Annotated in this window: 10 protein-coding genes; 5 read left to right on the forward strand and 5 right to left on the reverse strand. The window is 69.6% G+C overall.

Annotated elements, in window-relative coordinates; all coding sequences use genetic code 11:
• Window positions 1-327: 327 nt before the first annotated feature.
• Entirely contained in the window at window positions 328-756 is a 429-nt protein-coding gene (locus tag Pka01_RS05225; RefSeq protein WP_203881437.1) for a pyridoxamine 5'-phosphate oxidase family protein, read from the forward strand.
• 22 nt (window positions 757-778) lie between these two features.
• Here the strand turns inward: Pka01_RS05225 and Pka01_RS05230 are convergent, their stop codons facing one another.
• Window positions 779-2,749, reverse strand: coding sequence for a S41 family peptidase (locus Pka01_RS05230; protein WP_203881438.1), 1,971 nt, complete (start codon window positions 2,747-2,749; stop codon window positions 779-781).
• 229 nt (window positions 2,750-2,978) lie between these two features.
• Between Pka01_RS05230 and Pka01_RS05235 the strand changes: the two genes are divergently transcribed.
• Window positions 2,979-4,151 (forward strand): F420-dependent hydroxymycolic acid dehydrogenase, encoded by a 1,173-nt coding sequence (locus tag Pka01_RS05235; protein ID WP_203881439.1) that lies wholly within the window; start codon window positions 2,979-2,981, stop codon window positions 4,149-4,151.
• A gap of 16 nt (window positions 4,152-4,167) precedes the next feature.
• Here Pka01_RS05235 and Pka01_RS05240 read toward each other — a convergent pair whose 3' ends face one another.
• Entirely contained in the window at window positions 4,168-5,658 is a 1,491-nt protein-coding gene (locus Pka01_RS05240; RefSeq protein ID WP_203881440.1) for an outer membrane protein assembly factor BamB family protein, read from the reverse strand.
• Window positions 5,655-6,617 carry a hypothetical protein gene (locus tag Pka01_RS05245; RefSeq protein ID WP_203881441.1) on the reverse strand — a complete coding sequence of 321 codons (963 nt, stop codon included), beginning with the start codon at window positions 6,615-6,617 and terminating at the stop codon, window positions 5,655-5,657. Before Pka01_RS05245 ends, Pka01_RS05240 begins: the two co-directional genes overlap by 4 nt.
• Before the next feature lie 429 nt (window positions 6,618-7,046).
• Between Pka01_RS05245 and Pka01_RS05250 the strand changes: the two genes are divergently transcribed.
• Window positions 7,047-7,235 (forward strand): hypothetical protein, encoded by a 189-nt coding sequence (locus tag Pka01_RS05250; RefSeq protein ID WP_203881442.1) that lies wholly within the window; start codon window positions 7,047-7,049, stop codon window positions 7,233-7,235.
• Window positions 7,236-7,322: 87 nt separating this feature from the next.
• Window positions 7,323-8,732 (forward strand): sensor histidine kinase, encoded by a 1,410-nt coding sequence (locus tag Pka01_RS05255; RefSeq protein ID WP_203881443.1) that lies wholly within the window; start codon window positions 7,323-7,325, stop codon window positions 8,730-8,732.
• Here the strand turns inward: Pka01_RS05255 and Pka01_RS05260 are convergent, their stop codons facing one another.
• Entirely contained in the window at window positions 8,733-8,948 is a 216-nt protein-coding gene (locus Pka01_RS05260) for a VOC family protein (RefSeq protein ID WP_203881444.1), read from the reverse strand. It abuts the gene before it with no gap.
• Window positions 8,949-9,270: 322 nt separating this feature from the next.
• Here Pka01_RS05260 and Pka01_RS05265 point away from each other — a divergent pair, with 322 nt between their 5' ends.
• Window positions 9,271-11,118, forward strand: a complete 1,848-nt coding sequence (locus Pka01_RS05265) for an AMP-dependent synthetase/ligase (RefSeq protein WP_203881445.1) — start codon at window positions 9,271-9,273, stop codon at window positions 11,116-11,118.
• Window positions 11,119-11,219: 101 nt separating this feature from the next.
• Here Pka01_RS05265 and pgm read toward each other — a convergent pair whose 3' ends face one another.
• Entirely contained in the window at window positions 11,220-12,860 is a 1,641-nt protein-coding gene (gene pgm, locus Pka01_RS05270; protein WP_203881446.1) for a phosphoglucomutase (alpha-D-glucose-1,6-bisphosphate-dependent), read from the reverse strand.
• Window positions 12,861-12,993 lie beyond the last annotated feature (133 nt).

Here is a 12,993-nt window from a genome sequence, read left to right on the forward strand (position 1 = left end):
GATCGGTCCAAAGCGCTCTGATCGTAAGAAGATGACCGAAACCGCGAAAGCTGACAGTCGGTAAACCATCCGACACTCCGTAACGCCCCGGTCGCGAGATCCGATAGGGATGGCCGAAATCCGGGATAACCGCTGAACCACCTGCGTGGACGCATGACTGTTCTCACGGCTTGAGACGCACACGTGGACATGTCGGGCGAGAGCGCCGAGGGTGATTGTGATGCTTGTCACACAGGGTTCGACACCGGGGCTCTCCGGGCCTGTTCCGGCGGGAGACTTCATGTCGGCGAGCCGTACCGGGCGGTCTTCGGCGGAAGAGGGCTGACGATGTCGAGAGCGATGAGCGGCCGGGAGCGCGAGGCGTTCCTCGCGGAGGTGCGGGTCTCGGTGGTGAGCGTCGTGGACGGGGACGCGCGTGGCCCCCTGACGGTGCCGATCTGGTACGGCTACGCGCCCGGGGGCGACATCGTCCTGATCACTGCGCGCGACAGCCGCAAGGCACGCCTGATCAGGCAGGCGGGACGGTTCAGCCTCTGCGTCCAGTCCACCGAGCTCCCCTACCGGTACGTGTCGGTGGAGGGCCCGGTGACCGGGATCGACGAGTCGGTCACCCGGGACGAGCGGCGCGACTTCGCCCGGCGCTATCTCGGCGATGAGGGCGCCGACCGGTACGTCGCCTCCACCGAGGAGGCGACGTACCGGATGATCAGAATTCGCATGCGCCCGGAGATCTGGCTGTCGGAGGACCAGGGCTAGCGACCAGGCCTAGCGACCAGGGCTAGAGGCCGATCCGTTCGCGCACGAAGGACGTCTTGCCGCCCTCGTCCGCTCCGTCCGCCGCGCTGAAGAGGAGGTTCCTCGCCGCGGACAGCGCGGTCCCGTCGAAGCCGAGCAACCGGACGGTCACCCGCTCCGCCTCCGGCGCGGTGAAGGAGATGGTGTTCGTCCCGTCCGCGACGGCGACGACCGCGACCGGGCGGTCGTTGGCGTAGGCGTCGACGCCGGTGAGCGCGCGGGTGGTCAGCGTGAGTGTGATCTGGGCGCCGTCGACGGCGACGTCGTCGACCTCCAGAGTCCGCGGCCTGCCCCCGCGCAGCAGCGCGACGGCCCCCTCCATCAGATCGAGGTTGCCTTCGAGCACGTCCCGCCTGGTCAGGCGGTACAGGTGGTCGGGCACGACGCCGAAGTCCTCGATGATCTGGCCCTCATGGGTGCCCACCCGAAGCGTACGCCGGATGGACAGACGGAAGTCGGCGCCACCGGGAAGCGGCCGGAGCGGGCCTTCCGGCCAGTCCCGCAGGATGGCCGAGTGGGTGCGGACCTCCGCGCCGCCGGCGCCCGTCGCCTCGTCCACCCCGAGCACCGGGCCGACCCGGTTGTCCTGGAAACCGGCCGCGAACGTGTCGGTGGCGCTGTAGCAGAGCGCGTCGGTGACGAGCACGACCGGCCCGTGGTAGAGCTGCCCCGCGGTGTTGATGAAGTCGGCGTCGTCCAGCGGCACACCGCTGGAGTACTGCGCGCCCGTCTGCACGGAGTCGGCGATCGACGCCCGCCAGGCGGCCATCTCGTCGAGCGCCTGAGTGAAGGCGGCGGTCGTCGGAGTGCAGACGAACTGGGCCGGTCCGGGGGCGATCCGGTTGGGCGTGAGCATCTGCAGCAGGTATTCGGCCGCGACGACGAACCCGCCGCCGTTGTCGCGCACGTCGACGATGAGCCCGTTCTCCGGCATGAGGGACAGGACCCGCGCCACCTCGTTGAGGAAGCCGATGATGTCGTCGACGAAGTCGCCGTCGGCGTTCAGGTCCTCGAGGTGGAAGGAGAAGATCCTCAGATGGCCGTACTCACGGCCGTCCCCTGCTCGGATGATCCTCGCCTTCAGCTCGGGCCGGGTGGTGGCGATCTCCCGGCCGGTCGCCGCGGCGCCGGAGCCCGGCGTCTCGCCCGACGCGCTGAACAATCGCTTACGCAGCCGCTGCGCGAGGCTCGTGCGCAGGTCGTAGCCCACCGCCGTCGGCACCGCCCCCGCCGCGGTCGGGCGGAGACCGAGGAACTCGCGGAGGTCCTGGATCGAATCGAAGACCCGCCACGGGATGCGGACGTCACGCGTCACGCCTGCCTGCGTCCGGTACCTGATGTCCGCCCAGTCCTCTTCGAGCAGCGCCGCGGTGACGAACGGGCGGATCGCCATGGCCTGCAGGCCGCGGGCGAGCCGGGCGGCGGCGTTGCCCCCGAACTCGCGCTCGGCGTTCCTGGCCACGGCCAGTTCGACGGGCATGCCGTTCCAGTGGGTGACCTCCACTCCCGGAACGAGCTGCGGGTCGCCGGTCAGCTTCTCGTACCGGCTCGTGACGAGGTACCGGGGCGTGTCGCCGTCCCAGCAACGTTCGACCCTGATCCCGAGGAAGGCGACCGGGCCCTGGTACGCCTCCGGAAGGACGTACTCGGTGTGCCCGTCGCGGAGCTGGTTGAAGATCTTGACGAGCTCCACGTGGAAGTCGGCGTCCGACAGTGCCGGCAGCTTGGCCCGCAGCACGCGCAGCCGCTGGCTCGGATCGATCGCGTACATCGCCCGCTTGTGCAGCAGGTGGGCGTAGAGCCCGTCGATGACGACGGCGGCCTGGTCGACGAGCAGCGCCCGGTCGGCCAGGGTGAGCGGGCTGGACTGGACGATCTCCCGCATCCGCGGCATCTCGTGAACCGCGCCGAGTGCGTGATCGTCCGCCAGGCCGAGAACGGGAATCTCTGGCATGGGCCCCCCTTTTGAGGTCTCTCACGAGGAGTCATCCCGGTGGGATCACCACCTCTTGGAGGGAGGCTAAGCCGACGTCGTCGCGAACGTCCTGAGTACGCCCCTACTCACCTTCCGCGTCGTTCCCTTTAATTGCCATGGCCTGATATATCACCTTTTCTTCTGTTTGTACGGAATAAGTGGGGGTATGGGCCGACAACTCGTGTCGATGTCGGGGGGAGAAACGACGATGAGCGGACACGAGCGTGAACAGCGTCCGGCAACGGACCCGACGCTGATCTCCCGGCGGAGGTTCTCCATGCTGGGAGCCGCGGCGATGGGCGGCGCGGCATTGGGCACAGGTGTCCTGCGCGGTGGGAACTCGGGGGCGACGCCCAGCCCGTCGCCGTCGGGTACTGAGCCGGGCACTGGGCGGCGCCAGGCGTCGCCGGTGGGGTTCGTCCTCGGGCACGAGCAGTTCCGGACGCAGGACCTCGTCCGTTTCGCCGAACTGGCCGAGCGCGCCGGGTTCGGGCACGTGTGGACGAGCGACCACTCCCAGCCCTGGCAGGACGACGAGGGCCACAGCATGTTCCCGTGGCTGACGCTGGCCCTCGTCGGCGACCGCACGTCACGGCTCACGTACGGCACGGGCGTCACCTGCCCGCTCTACCGCCACCATCCTTCGCAGGTCGCGCAGGCGTTCGCCTCTCTCGGCATCCTGACGCCCGGCAGGGTGTTCCTCGGCGTCGGCTCGGGAGAGGCGCTGAACGAACTGGCCTCGACGGGGCGGTTCGACCGCTATCCCGAGCGGCACGAGCGGCTGATCGAGGCCATCGGGCTCATCCGCAAGCTCTGGACCGGCCAGCGGGTCACCCACAAGGGCCGCTATTACCAGACCGAGCAGTTCAAGCTGTACGACGTGCCGGCCCGCCCGGTGCCGATCTACGTGGCGGCGAGCGGGCCGAAGAGCGCGTACCTGGCCGGGCGGTACGGCGACGGCTGGGTGGTGCAGACGCACGACATCACGGACAAACGCATGGTCGACGCGTTCAATGAAGGCGCCAGGGCGGCCGGCAGGAATCCCGACGCCATGCCCAAGCTCGTCGAGACCTGGGTCGTGGTGGGCGGCCAGGCGGAGGCCGACCAGGCGGCGCAGAAATGGCGCTTCACCGTGCACGGCTTCGGCGACCTGCTCTACCAGCCCAACCCGGTGACCATCCAGCGCCTGGCCGAGCAGCGCTGGCCGCTGTCGAAGGTGTACGAGTCGTGGCCGCGCGGCACGGACCCGCAGGTGCACATCAAGGCCGTCCAGCGTCTGCTCGACCTCGGTGCCACTCCGTTCATCCACTCCGGCCAGGACGACCAGGAGAAGGTGATCGACTTCTACGGCCGGGAGGTGCTCCCCCACGTCCACGGCTGACCCGGCCCCAGTGTGATCACGCGCCGAGAGGGATCCCGTACAACGCGGCGGCGGAGGTCACGTAGAGCATGTCGCCGACGGGCACCAGCGTCCGATCCCCCGCGTGCGGGCCGTCGAACGGTCGCTCCCGCCCGTCGCTCAACCGCCAGGCACGGATGTCGGCCGGCCCGGAGTCGTCGACCATGTAGACGACCCCTCTCGACATCACGGGAGCCCCCCGCAGACCATGCGCTCCGTGACGGACCGACCAGTTCTTCCTGCCGGTGCGGACGTCGAGGGCGAGGATCCCGTCCTGCGACCCGGCGCACAGGACGTCTCCGTCGACTGCGAGAACCGTCGCGCCGGGAATCAGGATCTTCGCATCGTCGCCGTCAGGTCTGAACGTCCACATCTCCCGCCCGGTGCGGGCGTCCCACCCGTGGATCCGCACGGCGTCGTCAGGCGTCTCGGCGCTCGCGACGTAGATCGCGTCCGCTTCGACGACGGGTTGCGACATCAGCCCGGCCGGGAACGCCCACGTGCTCCTACCGGAGCCGACCTCGACGCCGACCAGTTCCGACGTGCGGGAAAGCGCGGCGTCCGGATCGCCGGTAGGCGAAAGGATCGCCCGTACGACATGGACGAAACCGGCGACCTCGGTGCTGAGCCAATCGATGTTGCCCGCGGTTCCGGGCCGTCCGCCTCCGGCGTGCGGAACTAAGGTCCACTTCGCCGCGGCGACGTCGGCCGTCCACCTCACTGTGCCGTCGACGCCGTCGACGGCACGGAACCACTCGGTGTTCGGGTGCGTGACCGGGTCGTCCATGTCGGCCCGCAGTGTGCCGCCGAAGGTCTCCAGGACGACGGATCCGCTGACCGCCAGCCGATCGACGCTGGAGAGGTGGAACGCGTCAGACGAGAGCGCGCGCCGCCAGAGGACCTCGCCGGTGGCTGCGTCCAGAAGCCGGAGCACACCGTCGTCATCGTGTACCAGGACCGATCCCGGCAGAGGGCCGCCGATGAAACGGAAGGCCCCCACGGTGCCGTGGCGCCAGACGGGCTCGCCCGTCCGACGATCGAGGGCGACCACGGCGCCCTTCGTCAAGTTCGGCGTGGGGATCGCGCCGTCCGCCGGGTAGGGCGTGCCACCGACCACCACCAGGTCACCCGACAGGAGGACACCGATGCCGACCGGCACGCCCGGCTCGGCTCTCCACCGAGTGGCGCCTGTCCCCGCGTCCAGCGCGTGCACGGTTCCGCGCGCGTCGTACAGATAGAGGTGGTCGCCCGACCGCACCATCGTGCACAGGGGGCCGACCACGATCGGAACCTGCCACCCGGCTGAGGTCGGTGTCGGCGTCGGCACCGGCAGCCGGAACTCGCTTTTCGGTGACGATTCGGGCGGCGACGACCTCATCCCCGCGACGTACCAGGCGAGACCGGCCGCCCCCAGACCCACGGTGAGGCCGGACACGATGATCTCCCGGCGCGAGAGCGACCGCCGGTCGCCTGCCCCGTCCTCCGTCACGACTCGGCCAGCCGCCGGTAGTAGTCGATCATCGCGGTCACGCCGGGATGGACGACCAGGGAGGAGCCGGCCGTGAAGTTTTTGAGGCCGCTCAGGACCTGGGCCGCGCAGGCCCGTACCTCGTCGTCGACGGGCTTGGGAGAGTCACCCCGAACATAACGGGCGTAATCGGCGTCAGACAGCTCGTAGTAGTCGGTCCAGACGCCGTCTCCCCAGTACGCCTCCTTGCCTCCCTTGGACACCCCGTATACGGAGAAGCGCCACATCAGCGTCAGGCCCTCCTCCTTCTCGGGGCCCATGGTGATCGACAAAGCGTCGGCGTCGTGCGGCCGCACCGCGAAGACCTGAGGTTCGGTGTGCGCCCACGGCACCTGGAGCGTCTCGGGGAACCGGAAGTCATAGTTGAGGGTCGCCTTCACGCCTTCACCCGCGCCGCCTTCACACGTCGACGGCTCGAAGGTCGAGTGGACGACGAGCTTCACTCCGGTCAGCAACGCCGTGTCCCCGGCGGAGTTGCGAAGGGTGACCACGAGCGCGCGGCGCTCCCTGGAGTCGCCGCCGGGCACCGTTGAGCCCGCCGAGGGGGCGGTGGTCCGGCCGTCGGACTCGTACTGGGACACCGGAACGTCGACCGGTTCGCGCGACGGCGACAGATCGACCAGTTCCAGCCTCTCGTCGGCGGGAACGCCGGGAGCGCTGGGAGCGCCACGGGTGGGCTCCGCCTGCTGTGACGGCGCCGCCACCTGCAACACGCCGAAGACGACGGCGGCCACCAGTCCGGCGATCGCCGTGATGCCTCCGACGGCCTCCCAGGTGAGCCGGGGACGTTTCCGAGCCGGAGCCTTCGCCGCCTGGGCATCCGGTGGCGGGTCCCCGGAAGGCGCGGTCTCCGGGGGCGGGACGGGCTTCCCGGCCGGCCGATCGTCGCCGTCCTCCGGCTCCACGTTCCCGGACGACATCGGCACGGCCTCCAAGAACCTCGCAACCCACAGAAAAGCAAGATTTGCCAAGGGCAGATTAATGCAACGCCAAAGATCCGCAAATAGCGTAAGGAACCCGATTCGGGAACGCAGCCTCAAATGTGTCGCGATATCGCCCCGCACATCGGCCGTCCGGCCTCGCGACCGTCACAATCGGACGGGACTCGACAGTAGATCGTTGCATAATCCACTTTTATGCGGCGTCACGCCGTCCCCCCGAGCGTGGATCGCGCGCGGGCGGCATTCCGGACGCCCGCCGAGGGACCGCCGAACCTCTGTAGACACAGGCAGGCGGAGCACACAGTCTCCTCAACTTGCACGGTCCTACACAATGTTCACATATCCCTACATCTAGGCTAGGTGTAACACAGCCACCCAAACGCCACTTTTTGTTCATACAGTTACGAAATGGACTTCAACGGACCCCGCGAAGGCAACCGCCACACCTTGCTCCCGGCCTCCGGCCTCGCGCGCAAGGGCCGCTCCGCGGCGACCGGCATCGCCCGGTTGTGGAGGACACCCCCCTTCTCCAGATTCGGGCCCGTTCCCAACCCCGGCGGCGACGACTGTTCAGCGGAGGGCGCAGGTGACTCGTAGCCCATCACGACCTCCCCTCCCGAACCGGACACGCGTGCCCCGGGCCGTCGCCCGCTCGCTCGTGCCGGAACGCCGGAGGGTGACATGGTGAGCCGCGCCATCGCCTCCGGCGCGACCGGCGGCCGGAGATTCCGCTGGACCATGTACCGGCCGCAGTCGCTCCGCGCGCGCTACACGATGGCCGCGACGGCGTTGTCGTTCCTGGTCCTGACCGGTGCGGGCGCGAGCCTGGACATGGTCATCCGGCACAAACTCGAGACCGACGCCTGCGCCGAGACCAGACGCGTCGCCGGGTTGTGGAGCACGGCGATGCGCAACGGCGAGGTGCCGCACACCATCCCCGTCTTCAACCAGGTCAAGCTCGTCCAGGTCGTCGACTCCGATGACCGCGTCGTCGAGGCCAGCAAGCAGGCGGCCGCCCTGCCGCCCCTCTCGGCGGTGCGCCCGCCGCCGGACAACCCGATCCAGAAGCTGACCGAGTGCGGCCCGAACGGATGCTCGCTTCTCACGGCCATCAGGACGTCGCGGGAGCCCGACTCCACCTTCGTCTACGCCGCGCTTCCCGCACCGTCCATCCTGATGAAGCACCGTCTGGAGTTGTGGATCGCGGCCGCGGCCCTGCCGCTGCTCGTGGCGATCTCCCGGCTGACCTGGACGCTGCTCGGCAGGTCCCTGTGCCCGGTGACGCTGAGCCGCGCCAGGATGTCGCAGATCACTCCGAACGACCTGAGCCTGCGGCTGCCTCAGCCTCCCGGCCGCAACGAGATCTCGCAGCTCGTCGGCACCGCCAACGAGGTCCTCGACCGGATGGAGACGGCGGTTCAGCACCACCGTCGCTTCGCCTCCGACGCCTCCCACGAACTGCGCACTCCGATGGCCGGAATGCGTCTCCAACTGGAGGGCGCCCTCCTCGATCCGGAAAATGTTAACGCGCACGATGCCATCCGCTCGGCGCTCGTGGGCGTCGACCGCCTTCAGGCGATCGTCGACGACCTGCTGGTCATGGCCCGCATCACCGAGGAGGAACCGGCCCCGCCCGGCCCCGTCGACGTCACCGGCCTGGTCAGGGAGGCCGTCGCACGACGCAACGGCGGCGTGCCCGTGCACGTCCACCCCTCGGGCTGCGCCTACGTCAGCGGCACGATCGTCCAGCTCACGCGGGTCGTCGAGAACCTTCTCAACAACGCCCAGCGTCATGCGGAGACCCGGGTGGACGTCGCCGTCGAGACGGTGAACGGCGACGTCGTCGTCACCGTGTCCGACGACGGCGACGGCATCGCGCCCCGCGACCGTGAGCGCGTCTTCGAGCGTTTCACGCGACTGGACTCCGGCAGGCGCCGCGATCCCAGTGGCAGCGGCCTCGGGCTGGCCATCTCCCGTGAGATCGCCGAAGCCCACGGGGGAACCCTGCGCTGCGAGGACTCGCCTTTGGGCGCCAGGCTCGTCCTTCGGTTGCGGAGCCTCGACCAGAGAAGCGATCCGCTGACCGCCGCCTGATCAGCCGACGCCCTTGGCGGCCCCGAGGACGCGGCTGCCGTCCGGGTCTTCGACCATGGCCGTGCGCTCGCCCCACTCCTGGCCGGCCGGCTCGCGCAACACCGGCACACCGGCGTCGCGCAGTTCTGCCACCGCGGCGTCGCAGCCGGCCGCGTAGAACCACAGCGCCTTGGTCATGTCAGACGTGGTCAGGATCGGAAAGATCTGCGTGAACATGGCCGCCTCCTGCGATCAGGGTGGACGGCTTCGAAGCGGGCCGCACCCCATTGTCGTGGCGCGAATGCCCCGGCTCCCGAACCCGCGAATTCTCGACGACTCATGTCGGATTTCTCCACGGAACCGTGAATGGTCCAGACCAATGGAAATTCCGGCGCCCCCCGCCTGATCGAGCCCGCGGGAAACGACGTCTCATCAGGAAGAACGCTCTCCCGGGCGCACACGGGAAAAGGCACTCAGGTGAACCTCTTGTAACCCATTTGACCGCGTGATGCGATACGTGCCAAGTCAGATGCCATCCCCCACACAAAAAGGCTCATCTATGACGAAAGCCGACATTCTGCACGAGCGTTCTCTGATTGAGGACCAGATTCGCGAATACACCCTCTGCAGCCGGCTTCAGGACATCACCGAGGCGCACCCCGACGCGCCCGCGTACTCGATGCGCGCCGGAGACGCCTGGGAGACGCTGACCTTCGCCGAAGCCCGCGCGCAGGTGCTGGCGATCGCGGCCGGCTACGCGGCGCTCGGCCTCGAGCCGGGCGACACCGTGACGCTCATGATGGTCAACCGCACTGAGCACGTGCTGGCGGACCTGGGAGCCGTGCACGCGGGCGCCACCCCGATCTCCGTCTACGCCACGCTCGCTCCCGAGCAGGTGACGTACATCGCGTCGGACGCTAAGGCGAAGATCGTGGTGCTCGGCGGAGCCGACGAGCTGCGGCGCTGGGAACACGCCCTGGGCGAGCTCCCGCACCTGACCACGGTGATCGTGCTCGACGCCGAGGCGTGCCCCTCCGGCGACCGCTACCTCACGTGGGACGCCTTCGTCGCCCTCGGCGCCGAACGGCACGCGGCCGACCCGGAACTCGTCGAGAGCCGCCTGCGGGCGGTGCTGCCCGGCGACACCGCGACGGTGCTCTACACCTCGGGCACGACCGGAAACCCCAAGGGCGTGCCGCTGAGCCACCGCAACATCAGCTACGAGGTCGCCGCGATCGAGAGGACGTCCTCGCTGCCCAACCTGGGCACGCAGATCTCGTATCTCACCTACGCCCACATCGCCGAGCGGGTACTGAGCCTCTACCTGCCCCTGTTCAAGGGCTCGCACGTCCACTTCTGCCCCGACCTCACGCAGCTCAGCACGGTGCTCCGCGAGGTGCGGCCGGTGCTGTTCTTCGGCGTCCCCCGGGTGTGGGAGAAGATCATGGCGGGGCTGCTGGCCGTCCTGGACACCCAGCCGGAGGAGCAGCAGGAGCAGGCGCGGGCCGCGATGGCCGCCGGAGTGGCCTACATCGAGGCGGGCCAGAACGGCGCGACGCCCCCGCCCGAGATCGTCCAGGCCTACGAGGCGGCCGACGCCGGCCTGCTGTCGCTCGTCCGGTCGCTGATCGGCTTCGACCGGGCGGGCTGGCTGTCGTCGGGCGCCGCCCCCCTCTCCATCGAGGTGCAGCGCTTCTTCGCCGGCCTCGGCCTGAACATCCTCGAGGTCTACGGCATGACCGAGACCACCGGCGCGTGCACGGTCAACACCCCCGCGAGGTACAAGCTCGGCTCGGTCGGCCCGGCGCTCCCCGGCGTCGAGCTCAAGATCGCCGAGGACGGCGAGGTGCTGATGCGCGGCCCCATCGGGACGTCGGGTTATCTCAACCTGGCGGAGGCCACGGCCGACCTCCTCGACGAGGACGGCTGGCTGCACACCGGCGACGTGGGCACCCTCGACGAGGACGGGTTCTGCAAGATCATCGACCGCAAGAAGGAGCTGATCATCACGGCGGGCGGCGAGAACATCTCCCCCGCCAACATCGAGAACCTGCTCAAGGAGCACCCCCTGGTCGGCCAGGCCCTCGCCTTCGGCGACCGCCGTCCCTACCCGGTCGCGCTCATCACCCTGGACGGCGAGGCGGCCCCCGCCTGGGCCCGCACCCAGGGCATCGCCTTCACCGGGCTCGCCGACCTGGCCGAGCACCCGGACGTGCTCTCGGCGGTCGAGGGCATCGTGGCCAGGGCGAACGAGCGCCTGGCACGGGTGCAGCAGATCAAGAAGTGGAAGGTCCTGCCGGTCGAGTGGTCGACCCAGACCGAGGAGCTCACCCCCAAGTTCTCGCTGCGCAGGCGGATCATCCACAGCAAGTACTCCGACGCGATCGACCTGCTCTACGGCGACTGATCCCGAACGACCGGACAGTCGACCGAACAGTCGACCGAACGGGCGCCCGCCGCGGGCACGAAGCTCCCGCGGCGGGCGTCCGGCCGTTCAGACCCGAGAGATCAGGCGGACAGGGCCGCGTCGACGAGGGCCCGGGCCTCCGCCTGCACCTCTCCCAGATGGTCCCGGCCTCGGAACGACTCGGCGTAGATCTTGTAGACGTCCTCCGTGCCGGACGGACGTGCGGCGAACCAGGCGTTCTCCGTGGACACCTTGAGCCCGCCGATCGCGGCGCCGTTGCCGGGGGCCGCCGTGAGCACCTCGGTGATCGGCTCGCCCGCGAGCGTGCCCGCCGTCACCTGCTCCGCCGACAGCCTGCCGAGGACCGCCTTCTGCTCGCGGGTCGCGGGCGCGTCGACCCGGGCGTACGCCGGGTCGCCGAAGCGGGACACCAGGTTCGCGTAGTGCTCGCTCGGCGAGCGGCCGGTGACCGCGATGATCTCCGAGGCGAGCAGGGCCATGACGATGCCGTCCTTGTCGGTGGTCCACACCGAACCGTCGCGGCGCAGGAACGAGGCGCCCGCGCTCTCCTCGCCGCCGAAGCCCAGCGACCCGTCGAGCAGCCCGGACACGAACCACTTGAACCCGACCGGGACCTCGACCAGGCGCCGGCCCAGATCGGCCGCGACCCGGTCGATCATGCCGCTGCTGACCAGGGTCTTGCCGACCCCCGCCTCCGGCCGCCATCCGGGCCTGTTGCCGTACAGGTGGGAGATCGCGACGGCGAGGTAGTGGTTGGGGTTCATCAGCCCGGCGTCGGGGGTCACGATGCCGTGCCTGTCGGCGTCGGCGTCGTTGCCCGTCGAGACGGCGTAGGCGTCCCGCGCGCCGATCAGGGACGCCATCGCGTACGGCGACGAGCAGTCCATTCTGATCTTGCCGTCCCAGTCGAGCGTCATGAAGCGCCAGGTCGGATCGACCAGGGGATTCACCACGGTCAGGTCGAGCCCGTACCGCTCCGCGATCTCCCCCCAGTAGGCGACGCTGGCGCCGCCCAGCGGGTCGGCCCCGATGCGGACGCCCGCGTCCCTGACCGCCTCGAGGTCCACCACCGATCCGAGGTCGCCGACGTACGCCCCGAGGAAGTCGTAGCGGCCGGTCGTGGCCGCCGACAGCGCACGGGCGTAGGGGACGCGCCTGACCTCCTTCAGCCCGCCGGCGATCAGCGCGTTGGCCCGGTCCTGGATCCACGACGTGGCGTCGGTGTCCGCCGGGCCGCCGTTCGGCGGGTTGTACTTGAAGCCTCCGTCCGCCGGCGGGTTGTGCGACGGCGTGACCACGACCCCGTCGGCGAGCCCCGCGCCGCGCCCGCGGTTGAAGGTGAGGATCGCGTGGGACACGGCCGGCGTCGGCGTGTACCCGTCACGGCTGTCGATCAGCACCGACACCCCGTTGGCCGCGAAGACCTCGAGCGCGCTGACCCGGGCGGGCTCGGAGAGGGCATGGGTGTCGACGCCGAGGAAGAGCGGCCCGTCCACGCCCCTGCTCGCCCGGAACTCACAGATGGCCTGGCTGGTCGCGAGGATGTGGTCCTCGTTGAACGCGACGTTGAGCGCCGATCCCCGGTGCCCCGACGTCCCGAAGGCGACCCGCTGGCCGGGCTGCTCGGGATCGGGATGCAGGGCGTAGTAGGCCGTCACCAGACGGGCCACGTCAACGAGGTCGGAGGGGCGGGCGGGTTGTCCGGCGCGTGGGTCGGCCATGGGCTCTCATGCTCCTGCGGTTCGCCGTGAGACGGGGGCATCCGCCAGTCTGCCCCATCTCCTCCGGCCCTCCCCTCCGGGAGGCGCCTGTCGTTCCCGCGCTCGCGCCGTACGGCGGGACCTCGTCATCAAA

Origin of the sequence: Planotetraspora kaengkrachanensis, from assembly GCF_016862895.1 — a bacterium.
Lineage (GTDB): Bacteria > Actinomycetota > Actinomycetes > Streptosporangiales > Streptosporangiaceae > Planotetraspora > Planotetraspora kaengkrachanensis.